Origin of the sequence: Gilliamella sp. W8145 (assembly GCF_016101145.1) — a bacterium.
GTDB lineage: Bacteria > Pseudomonadota > Gammaproteobacteria > Enterobacterales > Orbaceae > Gilliamella > Gilliamella apis_A.
This window is the reverse complement of sequence record NZ_JACFRC010000001.1, coordinates 402,181-419,583: the sequence shown is the minus strand read 5'-3', so window position 1 is coordinate 419,583 and position 17,403 is coordinate 402,181. Positions and strand designations below refer to the sequence as shown.

Here is a 17,403-nt window from a genome sequence, read left to right as displayed (position 1 = left end):
TTAAATACTTTTATCTAATCCCATTTGCCAGAAACCAATTTCAAGTTTAGTTGCTTGCCTGAATAATTTTGTTAAATGTTCAATGCGACTAGCATCTAAATTTACTAAGCGCTGATCAATCCACGCAATTTCATTTTGCATTGTTTGTTGGAATTCCTTACTAGCATACATGTTAACCCAACTGTTATATCTATTGTTGTTAGCATCATACCAATGTTGTTTGGTTAGCCAATCAGCAATCATACCGTAACCAATTAAACAAGGCGCTAATACAATATGCAAATCTAATATATCCCCATGTAATCCGACATCCAATACATAACCCGTATATTCACTATTTGCTTTGGCTTCAGTTAATAGGTTAAGTTCGTTCTCAGTTATTTGCCACTTTTTACAATATTCAATATGTAAGTCTAGTTCAACTTCAACAATTGCTTTCAAGTTATTTAAAGATTGTTTGATTTCAGCCAGATCATGACTTTTATACACTGCTAATCCCCATGCTCAGGAAAAATTGATAAGGAAAAGATAAGCTTGTTTTAAATAGTGTTGAAAGTAGGCAACATCTATTGTACCTTTACCTAATTTTTGAATAAACTCATGTTAAATATAGTTATTCCAATCATTTTGGCATGATTGAATAAGTGAATAAAATGACGACATGACGACTCCTTTTTATAAAAATTAGTAATTAAGGAGTACAACAGACTTGCAGAAAAGCGTGTTTTATACTCCCTTCGTCGGTACTAACCGAATCAGGTTCAACGGGTATAATCTCAGCCTAAGGCACCCCGGATAAATACAGATGAATAATAGCTCAGAAAATAACTAACAATTTTTGTAAAAATAATAGTTTATTAGCCGTTACTATTTATTCAAATGTTCTTCATTAACTAACCGATAGATCTTCTATAACTGTAGCTAATAATCAGTAATTATTCTGTCTTCGAGTCAATTTGCTGATTATCTTCTGAAGATGGCGCTACTATTTCTTGTTGAGAAGATTTCTCTAATTCAGCTTTTTCGGCTTGCTGATTAGAAATTGAAGACTCTTGTTGTTTTGCTTCAGTTGTTACCGAATTATCTTGTGAACGAATATATACAATCTTTTGTTGACCTCGGTCACACGATCCGACAATTTTACCTGCAACGCCTTGCTCAGCTTGTTCTGATGGAACTAAATTTAATTGAAAACTGTTTTCATCAACACCATTGTTTTTGATTTTCTCAGCGATACTGGCACTAATTTCTTCACAATTAGAAGCAGCGGCAACCATTGGAAGACCTAACAATAAAACCACGACTAACTTTTTCATACCCTTTCCTATAAATTATAAATAATAAGTCTTGTTGCATTGTAAAACGATTGATAAAACTGTCCATATCGTTATAAGCAATATGATAAATAAATTTTATCAATTTATTAATGAAGTTAGCACAAGATTCTAACCGATTAATCTTGCTTATGCTGGCTTTCAAGTACTTTCAATTTATCTAAAACCCAACAGCGAATATCGGCTAATTCAGTTTCAGACAATCGATTAACAAAATCTCTTTTTTCATGAAGTTGTTTACGATCTTCATCAGTCAAAACAACCCCTTTTAAATTTAATAATACTTCTTTACGGTACATAGAATAGATAAAATCTTTTATTAAATCGTCAGAAAGATTAATGTTAGTCATTTTGATTTCCTTATTTTATATCTTTAACGCTCATACGATTAAGTCGACATCTAAATTAATAACATCACCACTCAATATAAAAGAGTATTAAAAAATAAACTCTGTTTAATAAACAGCCGGATCTCCAATATAATCGAATCGCAAATAGATGACAATGATTGAATCAAATAACACAAACAAAACTTTTTCATTTATTCAAAACTAACTTGTGAATTATTCACTTAATTATTTGATAAGTATTTAACAAACCTGTTGATAACTCTATAACTGATTGATATTTATTAATTTAACTTCAAGGTTAAAATTTAATCTGCAATATAAAAACCTATTTTTGAAAATAAATACTCTATATTTGTCAACAGAAATCATCTAACAATTTGATAAAATTTTGATAAAAAAATACAGCATAAGGTTTAAATTATGCTGTATTGAAATAATACAAAGAAGTATAACAATATATTTACAATGCCGTAAAAAACGCAATTAAACCAAACAAAACACCAGGGGAATTAGCTATAGCAATCGGCCAATCTTTTTTAGGTTGTAATAATCCATAACAAACCCATAATGAACAGTTAATTGCTGCTGCTAATGGTTGAGTTGGATTGGTTTTAAAACCATGAAGATTGTCGATAATTTGTGGGATATATGACACATACATGCCTAATGATGCAATCGTTGCAACGACGCCTAAATAATGGAAAGCTTTAGGGGAAAGATTCAAGATCAACCTGCCTGCTTAAATGTGAATGGAGAAATTAATCTATCATAGATAATCAGCGAATTAAACCTTGTCCTACCTAGCTTTTAGACAATTTTATGTAAATAAAATGATAAAAAATAACTGGCAAAATTAGTAATATTTTGAAAATAAAAAATAAAAAAATTTACTTTGGTTTGCCAAATTGCTTTGCTGAATTTTTTTGCTTTTATATTATCGTTAAGCTTAACAAGCAATGTACAAAAACTGATTACGACAGTAGCAGTATTAACAACTGAGTAAGGTTAGCATGACAAACATGGATGTTTGACAAGGCTGTGTTTTGTCAGGAATAAATAACAGTACAGCAGGAAATTTGCGCCTAAAACAGGGAAATGACGATAAATAGTCACTTATCTAGAGGTATTTAGGTCTAAATATAACCCCTAATGCCTCAAAAAAGCGCGGTTAGGAATTTAGTTTAAGTGAAGATTTATCGTACAAAGGCCACAATAAAAATCAAAGTGTTTTATACATATGGTAATTTATCAGTACCTGATTTTTTCTGTATATTTTGTTAGCTCGCTTTATTATAAAACCCCATTTTTGGAAAATTGGCATGGCCACTTTTGATGCATCTACACTTAATTGTGAAAAATTTTTCTGGTGGGCCAAATCGAGCACATGGTTATAGAGTTTTCTAGCTACGCCTCGTTTTTGAAAGTCAGGATGCACGTAAAAACAGTCTATGTAACCATCATCTTTAAGTTCAATAAATCCCGCAAGGCGTGAGCCAAAGATAGCTATCCAAGGCTGAGTGTTATCTAAACGTTTTAGCCACATCTGATAATCTGGTGGTGTTGGGCACCATGCTTCTTGCTCTGCTTTGCTATAAATATCGGTATCAATAGCATGAATAGTCGAATGAAACAAATCGCATATTTCAATGGCATAGAGTGAAGAGTATGCTTTTATTTCAATTTTAGATGTAGAATTATCCAATGTGTTTCCTATTTTCATTATGATTTACTTCAACAACTTCATTATCGCCAACATTGACAAGACTGGCTGTAGTTGGTAAAGAGGGTTTGCGCAAACCCTCTTTGCTCGGACGTAATCGCCATACAGAACTAGTCATAATATAATAAAACGTCCACAACTAAAACAACTAAGGTGGTTAATTAGTTATAAAAGACGAGTTTGTTTGGTCTCTTTGCCAAGCAATAATATTGCTAAAATAGCAACCAGAATTGATAAACTAAATAGCGCAAATATCATGCTTACACCAACTTGGTTAGCCATTAAGAATCCAACCATTAATGGACCTAATATGCCACCAATTCGACCAATAGATGCAGCCATACCAGCACCGGTAGCACGAATATTGGTGCTATATTGTTCTGGTGTATAAGCATACATTGCTCCCCATGCTCCTAAATTGAAAAATGATAATAATGCTCCACTGATAAGCAATTGGTTAATTGAGTCAGCAATACCAAATAAATAAGCACTGATTAAAGTACCCAATAAATATGCTATTAATACCCATTTACGCCCTACTCGTTCAATCAACCACGCAACTGTAAAATAGCCGGGTAATTGGGCTAAGGTCATCATGAGAATATAACCAAAGCTTTTTACCATATCAAAGCCTTTAAGCATCATTACGCTTGGTAACCATAAGAACATGCCATAGTATGAAAATACTACACAAAACCATACTATCCATAACATTATCGTTTGACGTCGGAATGAGTTTGATAATAGTGATTGTATTTTTTTGATAACTGGCTCTGTTTGAGCATGGCTATTTTGATGTTGATACGATTGTGAGTCCGGTAAATTAAAGCGTAAGTAAAGCGCGTAAAAAGCTGGTATTGCACATAATATCATTGCGCCACGCCAACCAACGGCAGGCAGAGGAATTAGAAAATAAGCAATTAGCGCAGCTAAAATCCAACCTACAGCCCAAAAGCTTTCAAGTAATACCACAATGCGCCCGCGTACTTCAGGCTCAACACTTTCACTAACTAGCGTCGATGCAACGGGTAATTCACCGCCTAGCCCCATACCAATGAAGAATCGTAAAACGAATAAACTACCTAACCCCCAAGCAAAAGCACTTAAGCCACTGGCAATACTAAACATTAATAAAGTGAATAGAAAAGCTGATTTGCGACCTTTTTTATCAGCATAAATACCAAATAAAAAGGCACCAACAGCCATACCAATTGAATTAACACTGCCAATCCAACCAAGTTGTGATGGTGTTAATCCCCAATCTTGCTTTAAAGCAGCTAATATAAAAGATAATAATCCAACATCCATTGCATCAAAAAGCCAGCCAGTGCCGGCAATAAGCAATAATTTATTGGTAGATAATAATGCGGTTTTAGAACTTTCCATAATCAATAATTTAACGCAGATTTTAGTATGTGTGATCAAAGCAATTTTTTTTCAAAATGTCCATAACTTAATCGGATAGAACCCACATTATCGCCAAAGTCAGTACCTTGCGAAACAATAATATGTTTTGACAACAATTGATTTAATATTGTCAGTTCTTGTGCAGCATTATTAACTGGTAAATGAGCATATAAATGAAAACCTCCGGTTGGGACTCGGTAAATAACATCACCATTAAAATAATCATCAAGCCAATCCATTAATTGATTAGCTTTATTCTGCAATTGTTGGCGGAGCCATTTTTGATGTGTTTGATAATGGTGACTTAAATATTCCTCAGCTAATAGTTGCGGTAAAATACTTAAGCCAGAGTCAATATGATGCCGGATATTGGCTAATTTTTCGATAATTTCACTTGGTGCTATCATCCAACCAATACGTATATTACGGCCGATATATTTGGATAAAGATCCTAAATAGACCACTTGATTACTTACATCAAATTTTTTAATCGGTAAAATATTGGTCTTTTCATCAAAAGCTAATCCACTATAGGCATCATCTTCAACAATACCAATACATTGTTTTCGACAAAATGCCAGTACCTGCTTCTTGCGCTGATTACTCATCACACAACCAATTGGATTTTGAAAGATAGGATTTAGAAATAACCATTTTATTTGTCGCTCTAAGGTAACTTTTTGTAAACTCTCTAAAGTAATACCCTCTTCATCACATTCAATACCGTATAAACGCAATCCTGCAGCTTGAAATAATGGTAATGAATAAAAATATGATGGTGATTCAATACCTATCGCATCGCCAGGTTTTAATAATCCTTGGGTAATCAAAAAAAGAGATTGTTGAGTGCCTGAGGTAATAAGAATTTGTTCGGTATCAACCACCATAGCAAATTGTTTCTTCATATAATGCGCAATTTGCTGCTTAAGCGAAGGAAGCCCTAATTGCAACATGTCGCTTTTCTTTTCGTAAGCAACCATTTCATGGGAAGTAATATTTGGTAATATTAATTTAGGGATCATATTAGTGGGCAAGTCACCATTAGCTAAATCACAAATATGATCCATTTGATGCCGAACCTGTGCCACTTTTTGGTGATATACATTTTGACGATGATGATAAAAATTGGCTGGCAATCGCCAATTAATAGTCGAATAAGCTTGCAGCCCCCACTTTTGTTCATTAACAAAAGTCCCACAGCCCTGCTTTCGCACTAATATACCTCGTTCAGTCAAACTATCTAGCGCATGCACAATAGTTGAACGGTTAACTTGTAGATCTTTGGCTAAATTACGCTCAGATGGTAATCGTTCACCGGCTATTAATACTCCTTGTTCGATATAGTTCTCAATCAATTGCGTGACTTTTTTAAATAATGCGCCATTAAAAAGGCTCAATTTTTGTTTATTCCACATCTTTTATTTTTTAAGTTTCCTAGAACTTATTACCTTAAAAGCAAAATTGGATGAGTTAATTATAGTCCAATTGGCTGTTTATTGCAGTGATTTAATTTTGAATAATAGTCCTGATATTAGACAACTAACATTAATTAATCAGGAGTAGCAATGAAACAACATACCGGTACACAAACTGTAAAACGTGGAATGGCACAAATGCAAAAAGGCGGCGTGATAATGGATGTCGTCAATGCCGAACAAGCAAAAATCGCTGAACAAGCTGGTGCCGTAGCTGTTATGGCTTTAGAACGTGTTCCTTCCGATATTCGTGCTGCTGGTGGCGTCGCAAGAATGGCCGATCCGACCATTGTTGAAGAAGTAATGAAAGCAGTAACAATTCCTGTTATGGCTAAAGCAAGAATTGGCCATATTGTTGAAGCACGTATTTTAGAATCAATGGGTGTGGATTATATTGATGAAAGTGAAGTGTTGACTCCTGCTGATGAACAATATCACTTATTGAAAGATGAATTCACTGTGCCTTTTGTCTGTGGCTGTCGAGATTTGGGAGAAGCATTACGCCGAATTGGTGAAGGTGCATCTATGTTACGAACCAAAGGTGAGCCAGGAACAGGCAATATTGTTGAAGCGGTTAGACATATGCGCCGTGTCAATGAACAAATTCGTTTAGTCGTTGGCAAATCAAAGGATGAACTCATGACATTTGCCAAAGAAATTGGCGCGCCATATGAATTAGTATTACAAATTAAACAACTTGGTAAATTACCAGTCGTAAACTTTGCTGCCGGTGGTGTAGCCACACCAGCTGATGCTGCATTAATGATGCAACTTGGTGCTGATGGTGTATTTGTCGGTTCAGGTATTTTTAAATCACAAAATCCAGAAAAATTTGCCAAAGCGATTGTTCAAGCAACAACTTATTTTGATGATTATCCAAGATTAGCTGAATTATCCAAAGGATTGGGTGAAGCAATGAAAGGGATTGAAATCAGTAAATTAACTGAATCAGAAAGAATGCAAGATCGAGGCTGGTAATGACAACAATTGCCAACGTAAAAGCCAATAAAATCATTGGGGTGCTTAATTTACAAGGTGCCGTAACCGAACATTTAAACATGCTTGCTAGCATTGATTTTGTGAGTCCTATTGCAGTTAAAAAAAACGAACAATTGCGTCAACTTGATGGCTTAATTATTCCGGGAGGAGAATCAACAGCAATAAGTCGTTTAATTAGACAAAATGATTTATTTGAACCAATCCAAGCGTTTGCTAAACAAGGTAAAGGTATTTTTGGAACCTGTGCTGGATTAGTACTTTGTGGCACTGAAACGAGTCATAATGAGGTTGAACAACTAGGACTAATAGATATTCTTGTTGAAAGAAATGGCTTTGGGCGACAAATAAATAGCTTCGAAACACTGTTAGATATTGCACCTATCGGTCAGCAAATTCCAGCGGTGTTTATTCGTGCCCCCTATATTGCCAAAGCAGGTAAACAAGTAAAACAACTCGCTTCTGTTGATAATCATTGTGTAATGGCGGAACAAGATAATATTTTGGTATGTTCATTCCACCCAGAACTAACTACTGATAACCGCATAATGCGCTATTTTGTTGAAAAATGTTAATGCTTAAAATATAGTCCATTTTTAAACTATAAAAATGGCAAATTTTAGTAATATTTGATTATTGACACTAATTATTAGTGCCATTTTTTGTCTTAAAAACCCCGTTCCTCATATTTTTTGCTTTTTTAGTTTCGGACGTTTTGTTGTTTTGCAGTTATTTCTATTCGGCGATTACGTCCGAGTAAAGAGCATTTGAGCAAACTCTCTTTACCAACTCCCGCGGTGACTTCGCAAATGGTTACGATGTGACTGTCTTCCGCCTTCGTTCGCTCTTAACGCACCGGCTGTGATTTGTTCCTGACAAACAACAGCCTTGTCAAACATCCCTGTTTGCCATGCTACTAATCTCTCTCAGTTGTCAGCACATTGCTAATGTCGCGAAATGAAGCACTCCAATCTGATTGTCTAGAAATAAACTTTTATATTTAGAGCGAACTGATTTTAGTTTTAAAGCCAATTTCGGTTAATTGTGGCTAGATTTAGGTTTTAAAAAACCCCTTTCCTCAACTTTTTTGTTCTTTTAATTTCGGACGTTTTACTGTTTTGTGGCTAGTTTTATACGGTGATTACGTCCGAGTAAAGAGGGTTTGCGCGAACCCTCTTTACCAACTCTCGCGGCGACCACGCAAGTGGTCACGATGTGACTTCCTTCCACCTTCGTTCGCTGTTAACGCACCGGCTGTGATTTATTCCTGACAAACAACAGCCTTGCCAAACATCCCTGTTTGCCATGCTAAACTCACTCAGTTGTCAGCACATTGCTAATGTCGCTAAATGAAGTATTCCAGTTTGATTTGCCAGAAATAAACTTTTATGTTCAGAGCTAGCTGATTTTAGTTTTAAAGCCAATTTCGGTGAATTGTGGCTAGATTTAGGTTTTAAAAAACCCCTTTCCTCAACTTTTTTGTTCTTTTAATTTCGGACGTTTTACTGTTTTGTGGCTAGTTTTATACGGTGATTACGTTCGAGTAAAGAGGGTTTACGCGAACCCTCTTTACCAACTCCCGCGGCGACCACGCAAGTGGTCACGATGTGACTGCCTTCCACCTTCGTTCGCTCTTAACGCACCGGCTGTGATTTGTTCCTGACAAAACACAGCCTTGCCAAACATCACTGTTTGCCATGCTAAGCTTACACAGTTGTCAGCACATTGCTAATGTCGCTAAACAAGATTCAACAGACTTATTTGTAAAAATAAGCTTTATTGGTAATAAATGATTTTATAATTAACTTTAGCAATTTATTGGTTATATTTAGGCTTTAAAAAAAACCTTTCCTTAAATTTTTTGTGCTTTTGTTGAATTATGCTCATCATTTAGCTATCTATAGCTTATTTTAAATTTGCATGTAAAATGCGGTAATAATACGACTATAAATAATACAAGGAAATTAATCATGATGACAGGTAACTGCTTATGTGGTGAAATTGTCTATCAACTAAATAGTGATATCAAAGCGATTGTTTTTTGTCACTGTTCACGTTGTCGCAAACAAACCGGTTCAGCCTTTAATTCTGCCACACTAATTAACAAGGAAGATTTAACTTTTATCAAAGGGGAAGAAAATATAAAAGTTTTTTCTAACTTAGGTGTCAACCGTCATTTTTGTGGTAATTGTGGTTCACATCTATTTTCTAGTCGTGATAATGATAATAGTACTTACCGATTACGTATTGGATTGATTAATGGGCCAATTAATCCTGAAAAGCGTATACACATTTATACGGGTTCAAAAGCCAATTGGGATACTATTTGTGATGGTGATACTGAATATGAGGAAAATATCCCATCCAAGTTGTGATAACTCATTTTTGATTTTAGTTATTAGTGGGTTTTAGTTTTTGATTAGATAATGATTATGCTAAAACCTAGCATACCATTTATCAAATTAATGATTTTTCAGATCCTCGCCTCGTTGCCAATAGCTTTTGTGCGCAAAACCAATTAGATTATTGGTCATCTTAATTTCTTGCAATCGAAGTGACCAAATCGGCGCTTTCATAACTCTTGCAAAAGGAAAGGCGGAATAATAAAGCTTATAAGCATTGCTAGCTTCATTATCAATGAGTTGTTCAGCTATAGCTCTAAATTGAATACCTTGAATTTTAGTTATCGATTTTGGATTAATACTTATAGTACCAGCAACATTTGGATTCTGTAGCATTGCTTGTGCATGCTTAGTTTTCAATTCCGATAAGAAATATAAACACCAATTCTCTTTGTCAAATACATAGAAGACATTACATGCCCATGGCTGGCTTTTAGCCAATATCACACATAAATTTAGTACATGTTGTTGCTGGATAAATTGCGCTATTTTAAACTCGTTTGTCTTCATGATATTACTTTTTATTCAGGCTTTTGATTAAGATTCCTATCTTCACCCCAGCGAGGTAAACAAGGTACATCAATATCAAACAGATCGAGCGCTCTAGCAACACTATGAGTAATAATATCATCAACACTTTCAATGTGTTGATATAGGGCAGGAACGGGTGGAAAAATAATCCCCCCCATTAAAGTCACCGCCTCCATGTTTTTAATATGACCTAAATGTAATGGCGCTTCTCGCGTCATTAACACTAATCGACGACGCTCTTTCAATACCACATCTGCTGCTCGAGTAAGTAAATTATCTGACAAACTATTCGCTATAGCTGAAAGTGTTCGCATTGAACATGGTGCAATTAACATTCCCATTGTTTTAAATGAGCCACTCGCTATCGCTGCACCAATATTATCAATCGCATATACAACATCAGCTAACCCTTGCAATTGCGTTAATTGTGATTTCGAATGCTCATAATGACCGGTAATTTTTGCCGCTTTTGAGATCACTAAATGTGTCTGAATATCCATTGGTTTTAATAGTTCTAAAGCTTTGATACCATAAGCAAAGCCTGAAGCACCACTTATTCCAATTACTATCCTTTTCGCAGCCATATTTATTCCTGTTATTTAATTGAATCCGAAAATTTGTTGATTAGTGTAGCTTAGAATAACATATTATAGATAATAATATTTTGAATCGACAGGATGATTAAAACTTTCTTTGAACAGGAAAAGATACCGCCAACAAAATTGTTAGCGGTATTTGCGAATGACTTATTCTTTTGCCATAGGTTCTTCAACTACTTTGGTCTGTTTGTTTCCTTGAATAGCCTTTATTTTAGCCTCATAGTTTGCTACTTCTTCTTTATTTGACAATAGGCTATAAGTTAAAATAAATTCCGTACTTTTGCCTGCACCCAATTGAGGTACACGTTTTTGCTCACGCTCAATTGTAACTGGATAAGCAAAACTTGTTCCTGGTTCAATACCAGTTACATAGCCTTGTTTAAGCGTATCAGTATTTTTCCATAATGTCAGTACAGGTAATTGTTGAGTATTAAAAGCAATCCCAACCCCTTTATCACTTGCATTACTCTTCAACATAACTTGAGTTTGATTATTTGCATCTGAATAAGGGAAAATGTTATAAACCATTTCATCAAAGCCTTTTGTTGGCCCTTGATAAGTTTGCCAATTTTTCAAACCAGTTGCTGCATATTCATTGAAAGGTGAAATTTCTTTAACTGGTGCAACAAATTTAGCCCCTTGTTCTAAAATTGGTGTACCGAAATTGCTGTGATAAATAATTTGATAATCACGATCATAATCACTTAAATTAGTCAGGATATCATGTACAGTAAATTCTTTGCTGCCAGGAACATGTCTGATAGTAACCCAAGTTTCAAAATTGCTCTTTTTGAAAGCATTTTCTTTAATTAACCCTCTGATAGTAATCGTATAAGGAGCTTGCTCTTCAACCTCAACAAATAATTTTGACACAGGAGTATTTTGTGCACGACCATGAAGTGTATACATCATACCATCAGCTTGCACTGCATGCCCTGTCCATTCAAAACCACAACGAACCATCATTTCGTTAAAGCCATCTAGCCAACCTGCACCACCACGGCTTTCTAAATTCATATATTTAGGATTAACAATCTCTTTAACCGGAGAGTCCCAACCTAAGCGAATCCCATTACCTTCAACGTTTACAATACCCAAACCACGAGTTGGGCTTAAATTAATTGTTAAGCCTTCACTTTTGATCGTTAATAGTTCAGATCCCTCTTGCTTACCACCTTTGAGGATTACATTTCCAATGGTAAAAGGAGGTGCATCTGGACTAATATTTTTGTTTGATATTTGCCAATCACCTTTTTGAATTACTCTATCTCCATCAGTAATTACATAATCTTTTGCACTGGCGGAAGATGAAACTAAACCTAGTAAAATAGCTAATGATGTATTTTTAATTTTCATGCGATTAATTCCTTATAATAATTTAATATTTTTGCACATCAAAATATGAGCATTATTTTCTGATGGTAAAATATTTATCCAACTGCACAAGTAAATTTAATGATTTGGTCTTACCTGTCCAGCTTTCCAGTGTTTTCGACAAACTGAATGATACTCGCTATCACCAAGATGTATCGAATTTCCAAATTTAACTATTTGCCCATTTTCTCCCTCTAAAAGGATCATGGTGGCTTTTTTACCACACCAGCAAACCGTTTTAAGTTCCCTATAATTATCCGCAATTTCTAATAGGGTTTTCGAACCTTCGAATAAATGCCCCATATAATCTGTTTTTAAACCAAAAAACATCATAGGAACACTGTATTCATCACAAACATCAGATAATTTCCAGATGGTGCTAGATGATAAGAACTGACTTTCATCAATTAAAATACAAGCGTAATTATTTTGTTTTATGTGCTCAATTATGCCATCCACTGTACTATCATCAAGTTGTAATGCTTTTTTACGTAAGCCTAGCCGAGATACAATTTCAACAGCAGAATCTCGAGTATCAACCGAAGATTTAAGCAATAATGTTTGCATATTATTACTTAAGTAGTTATGGTCGATTTGCAGTAATTCGGTAGATTTTCCAGCGTTCATTACGCCATAAATATAATAAATTTTCGACAAAATTAGCGTCTCAAAAAGTTAAATATTTATTCCCTGTGTTAGGAAATAAAAGGTAAGTTATTCAACTTACCCTTTAGATTAATTAATACTATTTTGCTTTACCTTGGTTCGCTACCGCAGCTTGTTTAGCGGCGATTTCATCAGCATTACCTAAGTAGTAGTGTTTAACAACTTTCATGTTGTCATCAAATTCATAAACTAGTGGTACACCAGTTGGGATATTTAGATCGATAATATCATCATCACTGATGTTATCTAAATGCTTAACTAGTGCACGAAGTGAGTTACCGTGAGCAGCAATAATTACACGTTCACCTTTAGCAACACGTGGAGCAATAGTTGATTCCCAATAAGGAAGAACACGTTTAATCGTTAAAGCTAAACTTTCAGTTAAAGGTAATTCAGATTCTGGTAATTTGCTATAACGTGAGTCATGCCCAGGGAAACGCTCATCAGATTTTTCAAGTGCTGGAGGAGTAATCGCAAAACCACGACGCCATAATTTAACTTGCTCATCACCATATTTAGCAGCAGTTTCAGCTTTATTTAGACCTTGTAGTGCACCATAATGACGTTCATTTAATTTCCAGCTTTTTTCAACCGGTAACCATGCTTGATCAACTGCATCTAAAACGTGCCATAATGTGTGAATTGCACGTTTTAAAACAGAAGTATAAGCATAATCAAATTCGAAACCTTCTTGTTTTAATAATTGACCAGCTTCAGCTGCTTCTTTATTACCTTTGTCAGATAAATCAACATCAGTCCAACCACAAAAACGGTTTTCTTGATTCCAAACGCTTTCTCCGTGACGAATAAGAACTAATTTTTTTACTGCCATGAATATAACTCCTTAAGTTACGTAAAATAAAATGGTTAAATCAAATTGGTTTGCACAAAAACACCTGATAAATTTGTCAAACCTCTATATTAATTTAAAATACCGATTATTTTGTCGGTAAGTATTTTAACGGATCGACTGATTGTGCTTTATAACGAATTTCAAAATGTAATCTTACTGATGAAGTTCCTGTTGCCCCCATGGTAGCAATTTGTTCACCAGCACGAACATTTTGTTGTTCTTTAACTAAAATGGTTTGGTTATGTGCATACGCTGTTAAATAGTCATCGTTATGTTTTATAATAATTAAATTACCATAGCCAGGTAATGCATTACCTGAATAAACCACTCGGCCATTAGCCGCAGCAACAACTTTAGCACCTAAATTACCTGAAATATCAATCCCTTTGCTAGCATTAGAAAATTTTTCAATGATTTTACCTTGTGCAGGCCATTGCCATACAATATTAGCTACGTTAGATGTTGTTGGTAGTTTAGTTGGCACTGCAGTATCAACCGGTTCAGTTACCGTTTCCGTAGTTTGAATCGTATTGGTTGGTTTATTTTTACCAGAGGTTGTAGTTGTAGTTGTTGTAACTGTCGTTACAACCGGTTTAGTTTTAGTCGTGGTATTGGTTACTGAACCATTATCGTTATTATTTGTTGTGACAACTGGCATAGTAGAGGTAGTTTTTTTAGTTTCAACTACTGTTGTACCACCACTAACATCCAATACTTGACCCACATTTACAGCAAATGGTTCTTTAATGTTATTTTTGGCAGCCAATGCTCGGTAATCATTACCCGTTACCCAAGCGATATAAAAAAGCGTATCACCTCGTTTAACAGTATAAGTATCACCTTGATAACCACCTTTAGGTATATCATTGTAGTCACGATTATAAACAATACGTTCATTGGAGGTAACCACACTTTGGCTATCTCTAGTGCTATTGTTATTGGATGTAACCGGCGCGCGAGATGTTGTTGTTGGTGTTGATGATGAATAAATTGGTGACGAAGAACGAGTACCAGTAGAAATATTTGCCGGTGGTTTTGAATATACCGACGAAGTAGAACAACTGGAAGAGTCAGAAATATCTTCAATTTGAGCTGGATTAGTTTGTGTACATGCGGCGATCATCAAACTTAAACAACTTAATGTGAGAATTTTTTTCACAATAACACCTTTCATTAATTTATATTATATTATTTTGTTATGCACATTTTAACTTTTTTACAACAAAAAGCTATTATATTAATTACTTGTAAAATAAATCAATAAAATCACTGGCAAAAATGTACAATTCTTGATTTAGAAGTTATTAATACATCTCATTTGATGGCTAATTGTTCACAGAATATATAAATAATTCCCGCATTCTAAATAACCTACTATATGGACGAATAAATATCATCAATAAAAAAAAGCATTCAAGCAATATTTTTATCCAATAGTCATTAAAACTAATTTCACAGTAATGAGTATATACAATAAAACAAGGTTTGGTATAGTATATTTAATGTCTTACCATAAAATTTACAGTGATCAAAATAGAATGACTTTATATATTGTTGCAACACCCATTGGTAATTTAGATGATATTACACTAAGAGCCATTAATACACTTAAAAGTGTTGATCTTATTGCGGCTGAAGATACTAGACATAGTGGACTACTATTACAACATCTAGGTATTAAAGCTAAACTTTTTGCTTTACACGATCACAATGAACAAGAAAAAGCACAAGTTTTGATCGAAAAACTAAAATCAGGTTTATCAATTGCATTAATTTCAGATGCAGGCACACCGCTAATTAATGATCCTGGTTATCACCTAGTGAAAGCCTGTCGAGAAAATAATATTAATGTGGTACCAATTCCGGGCGCTTGTGCGGCTATTGCCGCATTATCGGTTGCTGGATTACCTTCTGACAAATTCAGTTATGAAGGTTTTTTACCGGCAAAAACCAAAGCTCGTCAAGATTATCTAACTACTTTATGCGAAGAGAGTCGAACAATGATTTTTTATGAATCAACTCATCGACTGTTAGAAACCCTAAATGATATGCAAACAATTTGGGGGTGCGATAAACATATTGTTTTAGCAAAAGAACTCACTAAAACATGGGAAACGATTGTCAACTATTCAGTAAATGAGTTAATTGACTGGTTACAAGAAGATAGTAATCGCCAAAAAGGCGAATTTGTTCTAATTGTTGAAGGACATAGCAAAACTGATAATGCTATTGATGCCAAAGTCATGACTACCTTAAAGTTATTAGTTAAAGAGTTACCATTGAAAAAAGCAGCGGCAATTACCGCAGAGATGTATGGGCTGAAGAAAAATCAATTATATCAGATCGGTTTATCACTGGAAAATTAATCAAAAAGGTAATTAATAGTTAATTATGATGATAGGAACAACAATTTTTAGTTCCTAAACTTAATACACTTGTTTTGCTGAATATTTTATATCAGTATCAACATTAGCATAATTAGCCTAATTTAGTATATAATTGCTGCCTATTTTTAAGATTTTTATAATACAAGGTAATAAACAGTATGGGATTTAAATGTGGAATTGTCGGACTACCTAATGTAGGTAAATCAACGCTTTTTAATGCACTAACCAAAGCAGGAATCGAAGCTGCTAACTTTCCGTTTTGTACGATTGAACCGAATACAGGTGTAGTGCCAATGCCAGATCCGCGTTTAGATCAACTTGCGGAAATTGTTAAACCACAGCGAACCTTACCTACTACAATGGAATTTGTTGATATTGCAGGATTAGTTAAAGGTGCATCGAAAGGTGAAGGCCTCGGTAATCAATTTTTAGCCAATATTCGTGAAACAGAAGCGATTGGCCACGTTGTTCGTTGTTTCGAAAATGAAAATATCGTTCATGTTGCAGGGAAAATCGATCCGGCTGAAGATATTGAAATCATTAATACTGAACTTGCGTTAGCTGATCTTGAGGCTTGCGAAAGAGCCATTACCCGTTTACAAAAACGTGCTAAAGGTGGTGATAAAGACGCAAAGTACGAACTGGAAATCTTAGATAAATGTTTACCTCATCTTGAACAAGGCAAAAAACTATTATTACTCGATTTTAGTAAAGAAGAATTAGATGCAATTAAATATTTAAGCTTTTTAACCCTAAAACCAACAATGTATATTGCTAATGTTAATGAAGATGGTTTTGAAAACAATCCATATTTAGAAAAAGTCAAAGCTATTGCGGAGCAAGAAAAAGCCGTCGTTGTACCTGTCTGTGCTGCTATTGAAGCTGAATTAGCTGAACTTGATGACGCTGATCGCGATGAATTTATGCAAGACCTTGGTTTAACTGAACCTGGTTTAAATAGAGTAATTCGCGCAGGTTATAGTTTACTTAATCTGCAAACTTACTTTACTGCTGGTGTTAAAGAAGTTCGGGCATGGACAATTTCTGTTGGAGATACTGCGCCACAAGCTGCCGGTAAAATTCATACCGATTTTGAAAAAGGCTTTATTCGAGCACAAACCATTGCTTTTGATGACTTCATTAAATATGGTGGTGAACAAGGCGCTAAAGAAGCAGGCAAAATGCGCTCTGAAGGGAAAGATTATATCGTACAAGATGGTGATATTATGAATTTCTTATTTAATGTTTAATCTTTGTTGATGCCGTATATTGCGGCATCATTATCATATATTTATATAACTCAATAGAT

At 34.7% G+C, this 17,403-nt stretch carries 18 protein-coding genes, 1 pseudogene and 1 riboswitch; of the genes and pseudogenes, 5 read left to right on the top strand and 14 right to left on the bottom strand.

The features are described 5' to 3' along the window. The 8 genes and pseudogenes from H3T80_RS01835 to H3T80_RS01795 form a co-directional block, all read right to left on the bottom strand. A pseudogene (locus tag H3T80_RS01835) lies at positions 1-594 on the bottom strand (TenA family protein). Positions 595-714: 120 nt separating this feature from the next. Continuing rightward, a riboswitch (TPP riboswitch) is annotated at positions 715-804 on the bottom strand. A gap of 131 nt (positions 805-935) precedes the next feature. Then, positions 936-1,316 (bottom strand): DUF1161 domain-containing protein, encoded by a 381-nt coding sequence (locus tag H3T80_RS01825; RefSeq protein ID WP_198199658.1) that lies wholly within the window; start codon positions 1,314-1,316, stop codon positions 936-938. 137 nt (positions 1,317-1,453) lie between these two features. Next, a complete protein-coding gene (locus tag H3T80_RS01820) occupies positions 1,454-1,684 on the bottom strand; it encodes a hypothetical protein (RefSeq protein ID WP_110448084.1) in 231 nt (76 codons plus the stop codon). 460 nt (positions 1,685-2,144) lie between these two features. Beyond that, on the bottom strand, positions 2,145-2,408 hold the full coding sequence (locus tag H3T80_RS01815) for a SemiSWEET family transporter (RefSeq protein WP_034903376.1): 264 nt from the start codon (positions 2,406-2,408) through the stop codon (positions 2,145-2,147). A 495-nt stretch (positions 2,409-2,903) separates the two neighbouring features. Further along, a complete protein-coding gene (locus tag H3T80_RS01810; RefSeq protein ID WP_198199656.1) occupies positions 2,904-3,386 on the bottom strand; it encodes a GNAT family N-acetyltransferase in 483 nt (160 codons plus the stop codon). Further along, positions 3,379-3,522: a hypothetical protein gene (locus tag H3T80_RS01805; protein WP_181414678.1), complete on the bottom strand. Its 144-nt coding sequence runs from the start codon at positions 3,520-3,522 to the stop codon at positions 3,379-3,381. Before H3T80_RS01805 ends, H3T80_RS01810 begins: the two co-directional genes overlap by 8 nt. A gap of 47 nt (positions 3,523-3,569) precedes the next feature. Further along, positions 3,570-4,790 (bottom strand): MFS transporter, encoded by a 1,221-nt coding sequence (locus tag H3T80_RS01800; protein ID WP_198199654.1) that lies wholly within the window; start codon positions 4,788-4,790, stop codon positions 3,570-3,572. 35 nt (positions 4,791-4,825) lie between these two features. Next, positions 4,826-6,226 (bottom strand): PLP-dependent aminotransferase family protein, encoded by a 1,401-nt coding sequence (locus tag H3T80_RS01795; protein ID WP_198199652.1) that lies wholly within the window; start codon positions 6,224-6,226, stop codon positions 4,826-4,828. Positions 6,227-6,376: 150 nt separating this feature from the next. Between H3T80_RS01795 and pdxS the strand changes: the two genes are divergently transcribed. The 3 genes from pdxS (at position 6,377) to H3T80_RS01780 (ending at position 9,657) form a co-directional block, all read left to right on the top strand. After that, positions 6,377-7,264, top strand: a complete 888-nt coding sequence (gene pdxS, locus H3T80_RS01790) for a pyridoxal 5'-phosphate synthase lyase subunit PdxS (RefSeq protein WP_086363324.1) — start codon at positions 6,377-6,379, stop codon at positions 7,262-7,264. After that, positions 7,264-7,857: a pyridoxal 5'-phosphate synthase glutaminase subunit PdxT gene (pdxT, locus tag H3T80_RS01785; RefSeq protein WP_198199650.1), complete on the top strand. Its 594-nt coding sequence runs from the start codon at positions 7,264-7,266 to the stop codon at positions 7,855-7,857. Before pdxS ends, pdxT begins: the two co-directional genes overlap by 1 nt. Positions 7,858-9,252: 1,395 nt before the next feature. Further along, complete coding sequence (locus tag H3T80_RS01780; RefSeq protein ID WP_198199647.1) at positions 9,253-9,657, top strand: GFA family protein; 405 nt, start codon at positions 9,253-9,255, stop codon at positions 9,655-9,657. 87 nt (positions 9,658-9,744) lie between these two features. Here the strand turns inward: H3T80_RS01780 and H3T80_RS01775 are convergent, their stop codons facing one another. The 6 genes from H3T80_RS01775 to nlpD all read right to left on the bottom strand — a co-directional run bounded on the left by H3T80_RS01775 (position 9,745) and on the right by nlpD (position 14,881). Next, positions 9,745-10,194: a pyridoxamine 5'-phosphate oxidase family protein gene (locus tag H3T80_RS01775; protein WP_198199645.1), complete on the bottom strand. Its 450-nt coding sequence runs from the start codon at positions 10,192-10,194 to the stop codon at positions 9,745-9,747. 11 nt (positions 10,195-10,205) lie between these two features. After that, positions 10,206-10,799: a UbiX family flavin prenyltransferase gene (locus H3T80_RS01770; protein ID WP_198199643.1), complete on the bottom strand. Its 594-nt coding sequence runs from the start codon at positions 10,797-10,799 to the stop codon at positions 10,206-10,208. 162 nt (positions 10,800-10,961) lie between these two features. After that, positions 10,962-12,170, bottom strand: a complete 1,209-nt coding sequence (locus tag H3T80_RS01765; RefSeq protein WP_198199641.1) for an aldose 1-epimerase family protein — start codon at positions 12,168-12,170, stop codon at positions 10,962-10,964. 96 nt (positions 12,171-12,266) lie between these two features. Beyond that, a complete protein-coding gene (locus tag H3T80_RS01760; protein ID WP_198199639.1) occupies positions 12,267-12,845 on the bottom strand; it encodes a thymidine kinase in 579 nt (192 codons plus the stop codon). Positions 12,846-12,933: 88 nt separating this feature from the next. Next, entirely contained in the window at positions 12,934-13,686 is a 753-nt protein-coding gene (gpmA, locus tag H3T80_RS01755; protein ID WP_034902210.1) for a 2,3-diphosphoglycerate-dependent phosphoglycerate mutase, read from the bottom strand. A gap of 106 nt (positions 13,687-13,792) precedes the next feature. Then, a complete protein-coding gene (gene nlpD / locus H3T80_RS01750) occupies positions 13,793-14,881 on the bottom strand; it encodes a murein hydrolase activator NlpD (protein WP_255547751.1) in 1,089 nt (362 codons plus the stop codon). Between the two features lie 328 nt (positions 14,882-15,209). On the opposite strand from nlpD, the gene rsmI reads away from it, so the two are divergent. Together rsmI and ychF are read left to right on the top strand one after the other, a co-directional pair. Then, the gene (gene rsmI, locus H3T80_RS01745; RefSeq protein ID WP_198199635.1) at positions 15,210-16,073 is read left to right on the top strand and encodes a 16S rRNA (cytidine(1402)-2'-O)-methyltransferase; all 864 of its coding nucleotides are present in this window, start codon (positions 15,210-15,212) and stop codon (positions 16,071-16,073) included. 179 nt (positions 16,074-16,252) lie between these two features. Further along, positions 16,253-17,344, top strand: coding sequence for a redox-regulated ATPase YchF (gene ychF / locus H3T80_RS01740; protein ID WP_034902214.1), 1,092 nt, complete (start codon positions 16,253-16,255; stop codon positions 17,342-17,344). The last annotated feature ends 59 nt before the right edge of the window (positions 17,345-17,403 follow it).